Origin of the sequence: Cognataquiflexum rubidum, assembly GCF_022538115.1 — a bacterium.
GTDB classification, from domain to species: Bacteria; Bacteroidota; Bacteroidia; order Cytophagales; family Cyclobacteriaceae; genus Cognataquiflexum; species Cognataquiflexum rubidum.
Genome location: NZ_JAKZAL010000003.1, coordinates 162037 through 178439, shown reverse-complemented (window position 1 = coordinate 178439; position 16403 = coordinate 162037). Strand labels below are relative to the sequence as shown.

The 16403-nt window shown below is 42.0% G+C and carries 22 protein-coding genes; 8 read left to right on the top strand and 14 right to left on the bottom strand.

Translation table 11 applies throughout. The features are described from left to right. Positions 1–16 precede the first annotated feature (16 nt). From MMU05_RS04940 to vapB, 11 genes are all read right to left on the bottom strand, one after another. Positions 17–595, bottom strand: a complete 579-nt coding sequence (locus MMU05_RS04940; protein WP_241140563.1) for a YdeI/OmpD-associated family protein — start codon at positions 593–595, stop codon at positions 17–19. 12 nt (positions 596–607) lie between these two features. After that, a complete protein-coding gene (locus MMU05_RS04935) occupies positions 608–895 on the bottom strand; it encodes a type II toxin-antitoxin system RelE/ParE family toxin (protein WP_241140562.1) in 288 nt (95 codons plus the stop codon). Then, the gene (locus tag MMU05_RS04930) at positions 888–1127 is read right to left on the bottom strand and encodes a ribbon-helix-helix domain-containing protein (protein WP_241140561.1); all 240 of its coding nucleotides are present in this window, start codon (positions 1125–1127) and stop codon (positions 888–890) included. Before MMU05_RS04930 ends, MMU05_RS04935 begins: the two co-directional genes overlap by 8 nt. Positions 1128–1348: 221 nt before the next feature. After that, positions 1349–1648, bottom strand: a complete 300-nt coding sequence (locus MMU05_RS04925; protein WP_241125262.1) for a helix-turn-helix domain-containing protein — start codon at positions 1646–1648, stop codon at positions 1349–1351. Next, entirely contained in the window at positions 1635–2000 is a 366-nt protein-coding gene (locus MMU05_RS04920) for a type II toxin-antitoxin system RelE/ParE family toxin (protein ID WP_241125261.1), read from the bottom strand. Before MMU05_RS04920 ends, MMU05_RS04925 begins: the two co-directional genes overlap by 14 nt. Positions 2001–2203: 203 nt before the next feature. Next, positions 2204–2776, bottom strand: a complete 573-nt coding sequence (locus MMU05_RS04915) for a hypothetical protein (protein WP_241140560.1) — start codon at positions 2774–2776, stop codon at positions 2204–2206. A gap of 191 nt (positions 2777–2967) precedes the next feature. Continuing rightward, positions 2968–5085 (bottom strand): ethanolamine ammonia-lyase subunit EutB, encoded by a 2118-nt coding sequence (gene eutB, locus MMU05_RS04910; protein ID WP_241140559.1) that lies wholly within the window; start codon positions 5083–5085, stop codon positions 2968–2970. A 2-nt stretch (positions 5086–5087) separates the two neighbouring features. Next, positions 5088–6176 (bottom strand): ethanolamine utilization protein EutH, encoded by a 1089-nt coding sequence (eutH, locus tag MMU05_RS04905; protein ID WP_241140558.1) that lies wholly within the window; start codon positions 6174–6176, stop codon positions 5088–5090. Positions 6177–6252: 76 nt separating this feature from the next. Further along, on the bottom strand, positions 6253–6399 hold the full coding sequence (locus MMU05_RS04900) for a hypothetical protein (protein WP_241140557.1): 147 nt from the start codon (positions 6397–6399) through the stop codon (positions 6253–6255). 73 nt (positions 6400–6472) lie between these two features. Continuing rightward, positions 6473–7018: a pyridoxamine 5'-phosphate oxidase family protein gene (locus tag MMU05_RS04895; protein ID WP_241140556.1), complete on the bottom strand. Its 546-nt coding sequence runs from the start codon at positions 7016–7018 to the stop codon at positions 6473–6475. Between the two features lie 135 nt (positions 7019–7153). Beyond that, positions 7154–7357: a type II toxin-antitoxin system VapB family antitoxin gene (vapB, locus tag MMU05_RS04890; RefSeq protein WP_241140555.1), complete on the bottom strand. Its 204-nt coding sequence runs from the start codon at positions 7355–7357 to the stop codon at positions 7154–7156. Positions 7358–7707: 350 nt separating this feature from the next. Here vapB and MMU05_RS04885 point away from each other — a divergent pair, with 350 nt between their 5' ends. From MMU05_RS04885 to MMU05_RS04860, 6 genes are all read left to right on the top strand, one after another. Then, positions 7708–8277 carry an RNA polymerase sigma factor gene (locus MMU05_RS04885; RefSeq protein ID WP_113925330.1) on the top strand — a complete coding sequence of 190 codons (570 nt, stop codon included), beginning with the start codon at positions 7708–7710 and terminating at the stop codon, positions 8275–8277. Continuing rightward, entirely contained in the window at positions 8270–9022 is a 753-nt protein-coding gene (locus tag MMU05_RS04880) for a hypothetical protein (RefSeq protein ID WP_241140554.1), read from the top strand. The genes MMU05_RS04885 and MMU05_RS04880 overlap by 8 nt, the downstream gene beginning before the upstream one ends. 28 nt (positions 9023–9050) lie before the next feature. Continuing rightward, positions 9051–10076: an outer membrane beta-barrel protein gene (locus tag MMU05_RS04875; RefSeq protein WP_241140553.1), complete on the top strand. Its 1026-nt coding sequence runs from the start codon at positions 9051–9053 to the stop codon at positions 10074–10076. Positions 10077–10100: 24 nt separating this feature from the next. Next, the gene (locus tag MMU05_RS04870; protein WP_241140552.1) at positions 10101–10898 is read left to right on the top strand and encodes a hypothetical protein; all 798 of its coding nucleotides are present in this window, start codon (positions 10101–10103) and stop codon (positions 10896–10898) included. Positions 10899–10911: 13 nt separating this feature from the next. Beyond that, positions 10912–11847 carry a DUF4097 family beta strand repeat-containing protein gene (locus tag MMU05_RS04865; RefSeq protein WP_241140551.1) on the top strand — a complete coding sequence of 312 codons (936 nt, stop codon included), beginning with the start codon at positions 10912–10914 and terminating at the stop codon, positions 11845–11847. 234 nt (positions 11848–12081) lie between these two features. Further along, positions 12082–12969 carry a dienelactone hydrolase family protein gene (locus MMU05_RS04860; RefSeq protein ID WP_241140550.1) on the top strand — a complete coding sequence of 296 codons (888 nt, stop codon included), beginning with the start codon at positions 12082–12084 and terminating at the stop codon, positions 12967–12969. 190 nt (positions 12970–13159) lie between these two features. Here the strand turns inward: MMU05_RS04860 and MMU05_RS04855 are convergent, their stop codons facing one another. After that, positions 13160–14032, bottom strand: coding sequence for a 3-keto-disaccharide hydrolase (locus MMU05_RS04855; protein WP_241140549.1), 873 nt, complete (start codon positions 14030–14032; stop codon positions 13160–13162). An 81-nt stretch (positions 14033–14113) separates the two neighbouring features. On the opposite strand from MMU05_RS04855, the gene MMU05_RS04850 reads away from it, so the two are divergent. Together MMU05_RS04850 and MMU05_RS04845 are read left to right on the top strand one after the other, a co-directional pair. After that, positions 14114–14617, top strand: a complete 504-nt coding sequence (locus MMU05_RS04850) for a DUF6265 family protein (RefSeq protein ID WP_241140548.1) — start codon at positions 14114–14116, stop codon at positions 14615–14617. Between the two features lie 59 nt (positions 14618–14676). After that, the gene (locus tag MMU05_RS04845) at positions 14677–14943 is read left to right on the top strand and encodes a UPF0175 family protein (RefSeq protein ID WP_241140547.1); all 267 of its coding nucleotides are present in this window, start codon (positions 14677–14679) and stop codon (positions 14941–14943) included. A 48-nt stretch (positions 14944–14991) separates the two neighbouring features. Here the strand turns inward: MMU05_RS04845 and MMU05_RS04840 are convergent, their stop codons facing one another. Both MMU05_RS04840 and MMU05_RS04835 read right to left on the bottom strand, forming a co-directional pair. After that, positions 14992–15801 carry an endonuclease/exonuclease/phosphatase family protein gene (locus MMU05_RS04840; RefSeq protein WP_241140546.1) on the bottom strand — a complete coding sequence of 270 codons (810 nt, stop codon included), beginning with the start codon at positions 15799–15801 and terminating at the stop codon, positions 14992–14994. Between the two features lie 67 nt (positions 15802–15868). Beyond that, positions 15869–16327: a CBS domain-containing protein gene (locus MMU05_RS04835; protein WP_241140545.1), complete on the bottom strand. Its 459-nt coding sequence runs from the start codon at positions 16325–16327 to the stop codon at positions 15869–15871. Positions 16328–16403: the final 76 nt, after the last annotated feature.

Below are 16403 nucleotides of genomic sequence, written 5' to 3'. Positions count from 1 at the left end.
AACCCTCTTTTTTCGGTCAACGAAATTGCTTGGGTTTAAGTTTTTGGGCGGCGAGTTCCACTATCTCGGTGATGCGGTTTTGCCGGGTTTCAGGCCTTTTGGCCAAGGCAAGCCATTGCAGAATATTGCGTTTGTCTGACCTGCTTAATCCTAAAAAGTAATCTTTGGCTTGGGGCGCTTTTTGGAATTCCGACTCAAGATCCTCAGGAATAAGCAAGGCTTCCGCATCATCCAAAATCGTCCAAGAGCCATTTTGTTTGGCTATTTCAATGATTCGGTAACCGGCTTCGGTCATCAGTCCTTGTGAAATTAGCCGCTCTATTTTTTCTTTATTGATCTTTGACCAGACAGAGTTGGGTTTCCGTCTGCTAAAAAACTGCATGAATTTCTCATCGTCAATAGGCATTTGCTTGCTGTCAATCCAACCAAAACAAAGCGCTTCATCTACCGCATCCGAGTAGGCTACAGTCGGAGCATTTGATTTCTTTTTGTAGTAAATAATCCAAATGGATTGCTTTTTATCGTGGTGTTCCTGTAACCAATCCCGCCACTCCTGCCTGCTTTTGGGATAAAAAGTTTCAATATCTATTTCCATTATGCATATGAATTAGAGTAGATTATTCAAATCCTGCATTCCAATTATTGCCATAATCTCAACCACATTGTCAGTAATTCTAAAGTAAATGGTATCAGAGCCACAAGGACATCTTCTATAACCTTTCCTTATATAATCTACAGATTCGAATGAATAGGGTCTTTCGGCAATCATTTCAAAATAATCAAAAAATGCGTTGAAGTATTTGTCAGCCTGGAAAACACCAAAAGTTCCAACTCCATATTGATGGATGCGAATCAAGTCCTCTTTGGCTGCGTTACTTAGTCTATAATTAGCCATTGAGTCTGGACTTTGACTCTTTTAAAATCATCTCTTTGGAATCGGTAGTAAATCCATCTTTTTCGGATTTTTCTAGTTTGGCCCTAAGCCAGTCAATAGTAGCCTGCTGTTTCCTAGCCTGTCTGACCAAATCATTGACAAGTTCACTTTTGCTTGAATATTCCTCGTTTTCAATTTGGGATTTTAACCATTCATCATTTGGTTTCGAAAAAGATATACTTTGTCTTGCCATAGCTTTATTTTTTTGGTGTAAAATTACACCATATATGAATCAATTACAATTTTGTGAGGATAGAAAGGTGGAAATGAAATCTACTGCTAGTCGCAACCCATATTCTTCTAGGCTGAGATTGAGTCGAATCCCTCAAGCATACTCCTAACTTCTTAAAGATACTTAACTTTCAATTTACTATGAATCGCCCGGTGTATCCAAGGTGATCTTGTGTTTCGCTTTTATTCTATTGTGAATGAGACTTTTTTACCTAATCCTAATTCTAATATTCGATAAAGGGTTGAAAGTTGAATATCACTTTTTCCATTCTCAATCCTCGAGATAAAGCTTTTTTTAGTCCCTGTTTTAGTAGCGAGTTGTTCTTGAGTCATTTTTGAAAGTCTTCGCTCTTCTTTGATAAGTTCACCAATAGCAAAAGCTTTGGCTTTCGCTTCAAAAGCCATTCTTTTTTCTTCTCCAGCATGACCGTACCTTTTTTCAAGGTGTTGTTCAAATGTTGTAACTGAGCTAATTTTTTCCATTTTTCTTTTGTTTATTCTTTTCTTCAAAATACTCGGCTTTGATTTTCAATGCTTTGTCAATTTCCTTCTGAGGGGTCTTTTGAGACTTCTTCTGGAAACCATTGAACAGAAGTACCAAATTACCTTCATCAAAACAGCAAAATATCCTGTAGATATTGCTGCTATATTCTATCCTGATTTCATATAGTCCATCATTAGCGGTCATATGTGAGAAAAACTTTGCTGGAATTCTCTCAAGAACCATAATCATATAAAGCACTTCATCAATCTTGCCTTTCACCTTTTCAGGAAGCTTGTCAAAAAAGTCATTAAAATAATCCTTAAAGAAAATCAGTGTTCTTTTTTTCTCCATGCTGCAAAGTTAACGAATAATGGAACATGGAAGTTATTTAAAAGAGAAAAATGCTTAGGTGGTTTTTCTAAAGTGTAGTATAACGGTTTCGGGCTTTGTGTTGGTGGGCTTTTGAAACCGAAAACTGTCTGCCAGCACCAACGTTTATTAATTGCTCAAAATGTTTCTATTCGCACTGTCCGCCCACTAACGCAAAACCCGTTTTATGCGCTTTTGCTTTCGTCCATCATTGAGAACGAACCAATTCGCAATGATTTAATGTCTTGAAGATAAATTTCATTTATTAAGTCAAGAAATGCTTCAATGCCTGCTGAGCCGAAGTCTACCGAGAACGAAGAAGTATCCGCACTTAATTCAGGTTTAGTCACGCTATGAATAACTCCAGTGAGTCCATCTGAACCCTCTTGTTTTTCATCCGCTTCGTCAATCCATTTTTTTATCCATTCAATTAACCATTCATTTTTAGGAGAATTTGTCTTAAGAATAAATTCGCAACCATTCCAATAAAATGGATTTAACTCAATCGTCATTTCGCCATAATTATATTCGATTGGTTCAAAATTCAAATACTTGTCTGAATTAAGTTCGGTCGGCTTAGATTCTCCATCAACTTGGTCGTAATGGTCGAGGCGGTATAGTTTGAATTGTCTTATTGTTTCATCATTATTTAATTCAAGCATTATTTCTCTAACCCCACTTGTCTTTTCTTTATAAAAGTCAAGCAGGTCGTTTAAGTATAATTCTCTTTGTCTGTCTAATATTTCTTTAATGTCCATTGTCTGTCAGCAATTGCGCATAACGTTTCGCTTTTTTCTACTATAGGAGAAAGCATTCCAAAATAGAGTGCTTTCCACAATATTGTGGAAAGATCCCCTATAAAACTAAAAGAATTTTTTATAAACTCAATCCATCAAATTGATTTTTCCTCAGATTTCATTCTTCATTAATAATTCATCATTTTTCATTATTACGCCTTCCCCAACCTCACCCCTGTCCCTTTCCTCTCGATGGCTTTGGCGATGATGCGGAGGATTTCTTGGGCGGCGGATTGTGGGGATTTGCCTTGGGGATGGATGCCGCAGACAGCAGTGGTCAGGCTATGGTCCATATCCGGATCAAAAATCGAAAAACCTTCCGGACTTTTACCATAGGTCATGTAGGCTGAAAGTTGGTTAAGTCCGGTACCGGGACGCTCCCCGATCAGGTGAACAATCAGGTCTGGTTGCAGGATTTGACCGATATGATAGCCTGCCCTTACCCTGCCGTTGCGGACAATGATGTCATGCCGACTATAGGTGAAATGTGTTCCATAAAGTGATTTCTTCAGCGCAGGAAGAACCTGACGGAGGTGTTCGCTGACTGCATTGGCATTCAAGCCATCAGAAATGACAAATTGGATTTTCGAAGTATTACCCAATCCTTTGGCTAATTTTATCAGTTCCTGTGTGCTTTCTTTACTGATTTTTTCCCCGCTTCCCGGATGGGCAAGGTAATCTTCCCGGTCTTTGGATTCGGTATGGACATGGACAGGGGATTCGCAGCAGTCCCGGATCACAGCAGCATCAAGTCCTGCAAAAAGGGCTTTCCTCGCATGGGAGAAAAGTCCGTCTAACCGCTTGGTTACAAAATCAGGGTCTTCATTTTGATGGCTTACGCCATAACCCAAGTCACAGCCTTTTTCCTGCAGGTTTTTGATTTTCTTTTTGGCTTCTAGTTCCAGGTCTTCATTGGCTCTTTTGTCACCTCCGGCTTTGAGGTATTGGGCATAAAGCTTTGCGATGCGGTCTGCAGTCGGATCTGTGTTCCCTTCCTCAGTCAACGCACCAATTTCAACCATACGCTTTTGAAAAGCTGAAGAAACCATTTTTCCTGAAGACTTCCTCAACCTTGGATGCTCACGGTAAGAAGTGGTGAGGTAGCCGAGCATGGGATCTGCTTTTCCTGCCACTGCCATCAGGTACGCAGGGGCGGCGAGTTGCACAATCTCGGTGGTGAGTTGCTGCAATTCGGCAGGATGGATGCCCATGTGGAAAGTCGAACACACATCCAATCCCATCACCAATCCATGGAGTTTGGCCATAACCGTATCCTCGAGGCACGCGCGTCGGAGTTGAGCGCCGGTGCTGAAAACCTCCGGTCCAATAAATCCCGCCACGTCATTGACAATCATCCATTTGCCGGTTTCTTGTTTGATATATCGGGCAAGGCCATAACATCTCGCCTCCAATGTCACCATATCCACACCTTGCGCAGCACCGTTGGTGACCTCCGAACCTTGTCCCGTCTCAAAGTATAATCCATCAAAATACCTGCACAAATCCAACAATTCATCCACATCACAGCCCAACATCCCTTCCAAACCTTTGGAAGTGCCTGCCAGACTTTGAAATCCCACATCGACTTTGGTATGGGCCATGGCAGATCTTTGTTTGACCATATCAGAAAGGACACAAAAGCGCGTGGGAAGTTGGAGCCTTTCTACGACGTTTTGGAGGAGTTTTTCTGTGCAGACGATCGTCTCCAAGTCGTCGCTTGCGGGGTTGAGCCCGATGATCACATCCCCACAACCGTAACAAAGTCCTTCGAGTGTGGAAAGCAAAATCTCATCCTCCTCATCTCCGGGACTGTTTGGTTGGATACGGCTGCCAAAGTGCCTCGCCGAACCTATGGCTGCTCCAAAATCCCCAAAAGAATTTGGGATTGGGTTAAAAATACTTGTTGCGACCTGCGACAATTCCGAATCTGACATGACCTTTACCACTGCGGCAATGGCTTCACTTGGAAGTCCGGTTGCGTAGATTTTGACCCAATCAGAACCTTTTTCTGAAAGGAGAATGGCCTTTAATTCAGATATCCTCAAATGGGAGATTTCTTTCAAAGCCTTTCTGTTGAGACTTTTGGAGAGAATTTCTGTAAGCCTGTCTTCGATAAAATCAGTATTAGCGATCTGGGCGATGCTGAGGTCGGCTATCCGGCCTCGGGCGATTCCCCGGATGAGTTCGTCTTGGGTTCCCCCGACCAACAAATCCCCTTCCTTGAAGGCATTGGCTTGGGCAAAAAGAGACAATAAAGAATTGGCTTCCATTTTCAGTTGTGGTTTTTAATCAGTCTTTTACTCAATATTAAAGCGAGCAGTACTGCGGTGATTCCTCCGGTCATCTTTCCCATGATCACCGGAAAAATCATGTCACGCTGCACGCCTGCTGTAAATCCCAGATGATCACCCAATACAAAAGCAGCACTGACAGCAAAGGCGGTATTGAGGATTTTGGCTCTGGGATTCATGTCTTTGAGGATATTCAGCATAGGAATAGCATTGGCCAAAGTGGCGATCATTCCGGCTGCGCCGGCAGTATTCATTCCGAGACTTTGCCCTACTTTCAAGAGCGGTTTTTCGAAAACTTTGGTCAAAAAAGCCACCATCGGAAATGCCCCTATCAGGACAATGGCGATGGAGCCTACAATTTTGATCCCTTCCCAGATGGGAGTCATTCCGGGGATAACCACGATTCCGGCCAAGGTCTCTACCACAATCAATACCGTGCAAATCGTGATGAATACCATCAGCCCTTTCCCGAAATAGTCAAAAAGACGGATCATCATGGTCGGGGCAAAATACATTCCTGCGGCAATCAGAAGGGAGAAAATTACGATTGGGACAAGATTGGCCAATATCATACCCAATGAAAAACCTGCTGTCAAGCCGCCCACAAGACATCCCAATGGAATCGTGACCATGCCGATCATGATGCCGGAGGCGAAATAGTGTTGGTCTTCCTTTTGGAGAATTCCCAAAGCAACAGGAATGGTAAAGACGATCGTCGGACCCATCATGGCACCCAATATCAGCCCGGCAAATAATCCGGCTTCCTCGGTCTGCGCCATTGCCATCGCTAGGGGATAGCCGCCCATATCGTTGGCGAGGAGCGTTGTGGCAAACATAGCGGGATCTGCACCCAAAAAAGAATACACGGGAACGACAGCTTTGCCCAACACATCCGCGAGAACCGGAGCAATCGAAATGATCCCTAACATCGCAATGCTAAGCGGTCCCATGGCCATAAATCCTTCGTCGAACTTTTCGCCTAGACCGTACTTGTTACCAAAAATTTTATCCAGAGCACCCAACACCATAAAAAACAACATGATGTAGATGATGATGTCATTGATTCCCATAAAGGCAGGTTTGAGTAGAGGCAATCAAGATAAGAAAAGAGAGATGGAAATTTAAAAAATGGGGGAAATTATGTATTCAATTATCGGCTTTTTTGCCAGTGACCCTAAATTCTTCTTCAGTCAGGACGGAAGACCGAAGACCCCCGCCTGTCGTCGGGCAGGGATGCACCGGGCATTTCAGTCCGCAGACAAGAATTAAAATAGCGATCTTATCTACTGGCATAATTAAGTATCAGATATGGAGAGAGTCCAAGTCTGAAGACTTGAACTAGGCGGAGGTTTGAAAAATGGGGGACTTATTCAACAAAGATCTTGGTTTCAAAGCCGTCGATACTTCTTACGTTTTTTTCTGCCCAATAATTCTTAATGCCTTCTTCTCCCTGTTTGTCGTCCCAGTTAGTGAGAATTGTTCTTTCCTCTTTGAAATCCATAAGGGGAACCGCAAATCCACAGGAAGTCTGAACCAAATCAACATCCATTTCGATAATTTGTCTTGCGCCGGTAAAGTCCTCGAAAAGCCGGAAATATTCTTGGAATTTTTCATCCCTAGTGTGAAAAATCTGAGCTGTACCATACAACCTCAGGATCATGGGCTTGCCTTCAAAGGCGCAAAACATGATGGTCATCCGGTTGTTTTTGAGGAGGTGGGCGGCAGTTTTATTACCGCTGCCGGTGAGGTTGAGCCATACGATTTTGTTTTCCCCCAAGACTCTGAAGGTGTCTGTTCCTTTGGGAGAAATATTTACCCTTCCTTCCTCGGCTGCCGTACCGACAAAAAATATTTTCTGCTGTTGGATAAAGTCAGCTAACTCAGGGGTGATGTGTTCTAGTTTTTTTCCCATGGGTTATGTTTGCAACTATTTGGATGCAGCCAATTTAGTTGTTTTGTTAATTCCAGATTTGCTTTAAATCATACATTTTAAAAAGTTTGTCGCGGGTGATTACAGTTAAGTCCTCTGATATTGCCTGTGAAATGATTAGTCTTCCAAATGAAAGTCGTCAAACGGCTCATCAAATTCCGGAGAAAGCGTAATTTTACCTTTGGCAAATCCAAATTCCCGAGCTTTAAGTTTAGTTTTAGACTTTGCTTTTTTGCTCAAAAATTCAACAAAATCAGCCACTTCATCCCTCATTTCTTTGGGCAAGGAGTTGATTTTCAGCTTAAGTGTTATATTGGTCATAGATCAAATTTAAAGAAATTCATTGATCAATCAAACGAAATCTTAGAAGGATATATTGGTTTCAGCCTCATTCAAATGAGATTCTGGTATTTGACTCTTAACCAAAAAAAATCGCAAACTCCTGTTTTGTTTTTTTAGCTAATTTGATTTTCCCTTCCTATGGTAACCAAAAGAAATAACCACTTTTCAATGAAAATGGAAGTTTACACCTACCCACACTCCATTTTCTATGTTTAAACCAAGTCTGTAGGCTAATCTCAAACATTTATAAAAATATTTTAACCATTTTTCACATTCCTGTGCAACCTATTTTTACCAACCTGTATCTACCTATTTGAAAGCCAACAGTAATGTTATTTAGAAAAACTTTTACCACAGAGTCGGACATCATCAAAGGTTGCCTAAAGGGTGAGCGAAAAGCCCAGCAGCATCTGTATGAGTCCTACTCCAAAAAGTTTTTTGCAATCTGCTTACGGTATGTCAAAGACCGCGATCTCGCAGAGGATGTCATGATTGAAGGCTTTATGAAGATCTTTGAAAAATTACCTCAATATGAAGCCAAGGGCAGTTTCGAAGGTTGGATGAAGCGGATCGTCGTCACCCAATCTTTACTCACCCTTCGCAACAACCGCAACCTGAGTATGGAAGTGAACATGGAAAGTCACCTTGAAACGGCTGATTCTCACTATGAACTCAACCACTTGGAGACGGCAGAGCTAATGGACCTGATACAGGGTTTGCCGGTGGGATACAGAACAGTATTCAACCTCTATGCCATCGAAGGATACAGCCATGCCGAAATCGCTGACCTTCTCGGTATCACAGAATCAACATCTAAGTCCCAACTCAACAGGGCAAGAAATACATTGAAACAAAAAATAGCCGATCAACAAATCAAAGAAAGGAGAATCAATGGCTAATACAGATAAAAACTTCGACCAGTACTTCAAAGAAAGGCTGGTCAAACATGAAGAAAAACCATCCCAACTCGCTTGGGAAAAGCTTGAAAGTCAGTTGCCAAAAAAAGATAAAGGGATCTGGTTTCCTTTGATGGGCATCGCAGCCACCTTGTTGCTTTTCCTCACAGTAGGGTATGTAGTTTGGCAGTTCAACCGTGAAACCGAAGCCAACATGCCGATGACAGCAGAGGTAACTACCGAAAAGAACGATTCCAATTCTGAAATCACAGAGGAAACGGAAGCTGCACCATCAAAATCTTTGGAAGAATCTACAATGGTGCCTGAAGAGCAAACCAAACAAGAAGCAAAACCTGCGCAGACTCCTCTGAAAAAAGCAACCGTTTCAAAACCAATCAATACAGAAAAACAAAAGGAATTGCTGGCTGAAGTGACACAACCTGAGGAAAGGATAGATGAAGCCACATTTGATACGCCGGAAATCATCATTCCTGACCTTGATGTCAATGAAGCCATTGCCCAAAACAACATCGAAGAAGAAGAGGAAGTGATGACCTATAAGATTACCATCAAGTCCAACGGAATCACAGAAAAACCTGAAAATCAGGGATTCATTGCCGGAATTGAAAATAAAGTAGATAAAATCGGAGGATTGCTCAGCAAAGTAGAACAGGGTTTTGCAGACCTGCAGGATGCAAAAGACAACCTATTTGTAAGCAACAATACCCCCAAAAAAGAAAGAAAGTAACCCACCAAAATTGAAAACATAGACCATCATGAAAAAATACCTGCTATTATTTTGCTTCCTCGGACTGGTGCAGTTTGCCTTCGGGAGTACGGAAAGAGAGTTTTTGGCTCCGAAAGACACCATTATCGTGGAGTTTGGAACCTCGGGAAAAATCGTCCTTGTCATTGATAACAAAGAGGATTTTGAAAGGCTCAAAAAAATGAACATCAACCAGATCATCTCCGAACTTGATCTTAAAATCGATGAAAAGACAGGAGAACTTGTCGTCGTGGAAGTTTCAGGTCAAAAAGGAACACGGGAAATCGTCAAAGTGACTGAAGACTGGAACAAAACCGAAGTATCTGTCGCCGGCATTAGGATATTGGTAGATGAAACAAGTCCCAATACCAAAGTCAAAATTGAAACTGGGGTGAAGAAAAAAAGTGATCCACCATTTAGGACCTATTTTGCAGTGGACCTTGGCCTCAACAATTACCTGGACAACAATGGACAATTCCCCAAAACCACACAACCTTATGCAGTCCGTGGCTGGGGAAGCTGGAATGTAGGCCTCAACTTCTTTGCCAGTCAAAGAATCAGCAAAGGCTTCCGCTTTGACCTCGGCATGGGCGTCCAATGGTATAATTTCAAATTTGAAAACAGGGACTTTCAGGCTGTCAGAGGAGACGAAGGCATTGAATTTGTCCAAAGGAATGATGTGGCTGGATTCAAAAGTAAAATCTCTGCCTCTTACCTCACCACGATGGGTCTCTTCAAATTAGACTTCGGCAGGATGAATGACCAAGGAAGAAAAGGGATGAGAATAGCCTTGGGCCCATACGCAGGCTACCGATTGGGTGGCACCAGCAAATATGTCTACCGACCTCTAGAAGGTGGTAACAGGAGAAAAGAACACCTGAATACAGGTATCTTCTTAAACAACTTCCGCTACGGAATCCGTGGTGAGGTAGGATTCGGTAGGGTCAATTTCTTTACTACCTACGATTTCAACCAGCTGTTCCAAGACGGCAAAGGACCTGAACTGAATCCAATTTCCTTCGGTATTATTTTCTAAGTCCCTTTTTTGAATACTAAGCCAATGAAAACGACCACACTGATTTTGATTCCATTGCTGTTTCTGACTTCTCTGGGCTTTGCCCAGGAAGCAGACTCGGCCAAGCAAGAATCCCTAAAAACCACCAACTTTACACTTTTCAATACCGATGTCATTGTTTACAAAAATGCAGATGGCACCAATACCTGGGAATTCATTTCCAAAGATGACGAGTATAAAGAATACTATTCCAAAAGTAACAAATCAAGCAACGGCCTAACCTTTGACATCGGTATCAATACCTGGATTGGGGATGATTCCGCTCCTGTGGTCAAACCTTGGGGCAGCTGGAATCCTGCGATCAATTACCATTACACCTATAAGCCAAGTAAAAACTTCAACCTGAAATCCACCATTGGCGTCAGCTGGTACAATTTCAAATTTGAAGACCGAAACCTGCAGGCTTTGAGAGGAGATGAGGGTTTGGTTTTTGTCGAGCATCCATCCGGTGCAGGTACCAAATCCAAAATTTCGGCCTCCTATGCCAACATTACCGTTGTGCCGACAGTGAAGACAAGCAACGGCAACTTTAGCTTCGGTGTGGGTCCTTATGCAGGTTATAGGCTTGGAGGTAGAGGTAAATTTGTCTACCGTGATCCGCAAGGCAACAAAATCAAAGAATTTCAGATGGGCAATATGTTTGCCAGCAATTTCCGATATGGCTTGAGGGCTGAGATTTGTGTGGCAGATGTAACCCTCTATTTCAATTATGATTTAAACGAAACTTTCCAAGAAAACAAAGGACCGAAGCTGAATGCTTTGAGCTTTGGCTTTATCCTTTAAAAACAAACCTACTATGAAAACAAACTTAAAATTATCAACCCTGCTGCTTTTTTTCTTTTCTATGGCAGCTGTTTCTCCGGTTTTTGCACAGGTCAAAACTCTCGTCGATGTCACCAAATCCTTTTCCGGAATCAATAAAATTGAGGTTTCGGGAGGTCAGTTAGAAGTGGAATACATCGGAGGCTCCCAAACCGATGTTTCCGTAAATGCATTTTTAGAATCAACGAATGCCGATCAGGACATCGTTTTTGTTACACTAGGGGATGTTTTGAAAATCTCGCACAAAGTCAGCAACAACAATAACTGGAACAACAAAACCAAAGGCCATATCAAAATCAAAGGACCTGTAGGTATGAGTCTGGATATGAAGGGCGGGTCAGGTTCAGTCTATGTAGAAAATGTCTCTTCTGAAACCACCAACTTGGCTGTTGGCTCCGGAAGTGTGTCGGCTAAAGATATCCGGGGTGATGTTTCTGCAAATGCGGGTTCGGGATCCATCAAAATGTATGGAATCCAAGGCAATGTCAAGGGTCAGGTCGGATCAGGATCGGCCGACATGCAGGACATCAACGGAAACATCAATTATTCCTCAGGAAGCGGTGGAATCAGCGTGGTGGGTGTCCAAGGCATCGTCAATGTGAGTCTGAGTTCAGGCAATGCAAAATTGGAAAATGTATCTGAGTTGGGAGATTTGAAAGTGACTTCCGGGAATGTCTCTGCCACCAATGCAGGATTGGGAACTGAAACCCGATTCAGCGGAACATCCGGGAATTTTAAAATCCAAACCCCTTCCAATCTACGGGAGTTCAATTTCAACCTGAACGCCACTTCCGGAAACATCACTGTCGGAAATTCCAAAGGTGGCAGAAACCTAAATATTGATAACGGTGCAAGCACTGAAATCCGGGGCAATATCACCTCTGGAAATATCTCTATTGTGAACCAATAAATTCTACCAAAACCACAATACTTCCCGGCGGAGGGCAAGGCCAATGCAGTCAGTGAAACTGCAAGAAGCCTCGCCCTCCGCCTGTTATTTTGTTCCAAGAATTAAATAATTCTATGTAATTACACGAGCGGTTTAAACTTTTCTCCTCCTCAAAGTTCTAAGGGTTACCAAGTTTATGTCTAACTTATGGTGATATTTTAATCCTTACTTTAACCCAATTCAAAATCCAAATATATGGAACCAATCAAAAAAGAAGATTTAAGCCAAGAAATTTTTGACATGTATGACTACTATGTACATGGTAAAATCGACAGAAGAGAATTTGTAAACCGCCTTTCGGTATTTGCCGTGGGAGGCCTGACAGTATCAGCGATTTTGGGATTTTTATTACCCAATTATGCTGAAGCCAAGAGATTTACCCAAGATGACCCACGCCTGATATCAGAATATGTGGAGTATGATTCTCCGAAAGGTGCCGGCAAAATGAAAGGTCTGCTGACAAGACCTGCTGACAAAAAGGGGAAACTCCCGGGTGTCATCGTGGTCCACGAAAACAGAGGATTGAATCCGTACATAGAAGATACTGCCCATCAGGCAGCTTTGGATGGCTTTATTGCTTTTGCCCCGGATGCCTTGACGCCGTTTGGCGGCTATCCCGGTACAGACGATGAAGGCCGGACCATGCAGGCCAAGCGTGACAGAGAAGAGATGTTACAGGATTTTATTGCAGGGTATGAATTTTTGAAGGAGCATGACCTCTGCACCGGAAAAGTCGGGGTAGTCGGTTTTTGCTTTGGAGGCTGGATTTCCAACATGATGGCTGTGAGGGTTTCTGACCTGAAAGCAGCTGTTCCTTTCTATGGCGGTCAACCCACAGCGGCGGATGTTCCGACCATCAAAGCCCCGCTTCAGATTCATTTTGCAGAATTGGACACAAGGGTCAATGAAGGTTGGCCGGCCTATGAAGAAGCGCTGAAAGCCAATAAAAAGAAATATGAAATGCACATGTATCCGGGAGTGAACCATGGCTTTCACAACCATTCCACTCCAAGATATGACAAAGCTGCCGCCGATTTGGCTTGGGGAAGGACTATTGATTTCTTTAAGAAAAATCTGAAGTAAGATTGAAATTTCGGTATGAAGAGAAATTTTGACCGATGACGGATGTCGGATGTAGCGGACATTACTTTCTGCTGCCTAAAATTCTTTCGATTTACCATTTTACTATCAATATTGCGACAAACAAAATTTCCCTGTTAAGCAAAAAGTCAGCGGATTCGCTGACTTTTTGCTTTTCTAAACTCCTTTGGGACTATTCCTTCCTTGCCAAGCGAGCAAGGACATTTTTCAGTTTTTCTTTATTTCCCTTGTAGCTTTCAAGGTCAAACAATTCCACTTTTCGAAAATCGATTGGGTGGCTTTCACTTTGAAGGGCGATAAATCCTGAGGTCAAAGGAGTTCCGTCAATCTTGACAGCAGGATCCGAGGGATTGACATTACCTCCCCCAATTGTAGGTTTGCTGTATTTTACCACGGTATCCCCTTCCAAAATGTGATATACTAAAGAATCTCCTAAGACCAAAAACTGGGCTTTTACCCATTGCTCGCCATGGTAGGTCTTGGATGTAGAATTGACACAATGCGGCGTAAACAACTCCCCATCCATATAGACATGGGTGCCTGGAGTGCAAAGGTTGCTCGTGGTCCTTGGATTGGTACCATCACCGCCTAGAAACTGTCCTTCTATTGAAATCGGAAAATCCTGGTCTTTCAGAATTGTCTTGGGGTCTTGGCAATGTAGCATCGCTCCGGAATTCCTCAATGCCCATCCTTCACCACCTGTTGCTTGTTCACCGACAAAACGGTATTCCACATTCAGCAAATAATAAGAAAAAGGCGTATTGAAATAGATATGGCCATATTGCTGGTCAAAGGCCTCGTATCCATCATACCTGACTTTCATCAGACTGTCTTCCACCCGGAAAGTATTGACAAAATTTTCGTTGAGCTCATGCTTGGCTATTTTGATGGTCCAATCATCTAAATCCTTTCCATTGAATAGCTGTACCCATTCTCCTTCTTCTTTACTTTCAGCCTCTGTTTGGGATGTGCCGCAGCTTGGGAAAAAGAACAATGAAAAAAGAATGAAAGCGGCAATAACCGGATTTTGTCTTTGATAGATCATAGTATTTTTGGATTTAGAAGCACAAACTGAACTGGAAAATAGGGAAATATTTGATAGATTGGAACAAAAAATCCTTAGACCATGACAAATAAATCACTGCTTCCCCTTCTGTTGGTTTTTCTCTTTTCGATTAAGGGGTATGCCCAAGAAGTCTTATACTTAGATCAGGAACAGCCCTCAGGAAACGGATCAATTCAAGACCTAAATTGGATCGCAGGATATTGGACAGGAACGGGTTTGGGCGGAGACTGCGAAGAACTTTGGTTGCCTCCAAGGGACAACAATATGGTGGGTACATTTAGGTTTATGATGAATGGGAGCTTGATATTCTCTGAATACATGAACATGGTGGAAGAAGACGGCAAACTTTCCCTTAAAATCAAGCATTTCAACAGAGACCTCACCCCTTGGGAAGAAAAAGAAGACTGGACGATTTTTAAGTTTATCAAATCCGAAGGCCAAACAGCCTATTTCAGCGGGATTACTTTTCACCGCACGGGTGATGAATTGATGATCAGATTGGCGATGACCAATGAGGGCAAAAAAAGCATTGAGGAATTCAGATTAAGGAGGAAGGATTTGTAATCGATAAGTTTTAGAGCATTTTCTGATAAACTACATATATTTAATCAAAAGATTTAGAAATGAAAACGATAACCATCCCCGTAGAAATCCCTTCTGAACTTCTTATTGCATTGAACAAAACAAGTGAGGAATTGAAATCGGATTTCCAACTTGCGATTGCGGTTTCTCTATATAAAGACCAGAAAATAACAAAGGGTAAGGCAATTCAGATTTCAGGACTTTCCCGATTTGAGTTTGAAAAAGAAATTCAGAAAATCCAGGTCCTTGTTTCAGAAATTGAATTTGAACAGGTCATTAACGATATCGAAAATATCAAGAATCTTTAATCAATTGCAACATCTGTTAGAAATTTGGAGAAAATCCAATTTGAAAACTTAATTCAGTAACCTAACTTTAATCAAAACCGGTTTATGGTCGGAATATTCCACATCCAAAACCTCTACGGAAACAATTTCCCAATCCGTTTCTTTTTCTAACCAAAAGTAATCGATCCTGATTTTTGGATCTTTGGAGGAATAGGTGTTTTGAGGATTTCCATGTTTCAATGCGACATCTAAGAAATCTTCTGAAAGAATTGAATACCCTGTTTCCTCCGAAGTGAAATTGAAATCCCCTGTCAATACCTTTGCACCCTTGAATTCTGAAAGGATATTTTTGATGGCGACTACCTGTGCAGTCCTGTTTTCAGCAAATTCATGGCATAAGTGGGTTGCGGCAAATGTGATTGTTTTTCCATTTCCCAAATCTACACTAGCAACAGCGAGACTTCTTTCCTCCCCACCGTTTGGAATTGGCAAAGAATAGGCATGAAAAGTGACAGGAAGTCTACTCAGAATTCCTTCTCCATATCCCCCTTCTGAAAAGTCAATTGCCTTGGCAAAAAACGGTGTCATCCCTGTCAATTTCCCCAATTCATGTACCACATCCATTTTTCCTTCCCGATTGAAATTTTTTGTCCTGTTGGTCATACTGTCCACTTCCTGAAGGGCAACAAGGTCAGGTTTGATGTTGTTGATCAGGTCTGCGATTTCCCTGATATTACCCGTTCCGGGATTGTATGGATCTTCACCATGGTAGATATTATAGGTCATCAGGGTGATTTCCTTTTTGACAATGCCACTTTGGGCAAATACAGCGAAATCAGAAATCATCGCAAAAAGCAGGAACAGGTAAAACTTTTTCATGGCTCAAAGTAAAAAAGGCATGTAAATAAAAAAAGCCCTGAAAATCAATTCAAGGCTTTTGTTAGGACTACCAAGTCGTGGATTTCAGTTTGGGAAAGGCTCTGATGACATCGCTCAAACTGATCTGACCGACTAATTTCCCCTCCTTCATGACAGGGAATCTTCTGATTTTGTTGTCCAAAAACTTCTGAGCGGCGTCAAAAAGAGAAAGGTCAGGAGAAAGCGTCATCACATTTTTTGTCATGTGTTCACCAACCGTACCCGGAAAAGTAGGCGTATTGGAATATTTACCTTTGATGATTTCCTTCAGGCAGTCTACTTCGGATATGATACCGGCGAGATTGCCATTGGCATCCAAAACCGGCGCACCGGAGATCTTCTTTTTGGTAAGCATATCCAATACGTGATCTATCGAGTCCTCAGGACGGAAGGTGACCAAATTGGTGCTCATATGGTCACTGACCAATATCGGAGCTGCTGCTTTTTTGGGTTCGACCACCCGCACGCCTTGAAAACTTTTTACCATAGCTATTTTGATTATTTTGAGATTAATAATTTAAGAAATTAAAAATCTAAAACAAATTAGATAGATATAAAAAAAT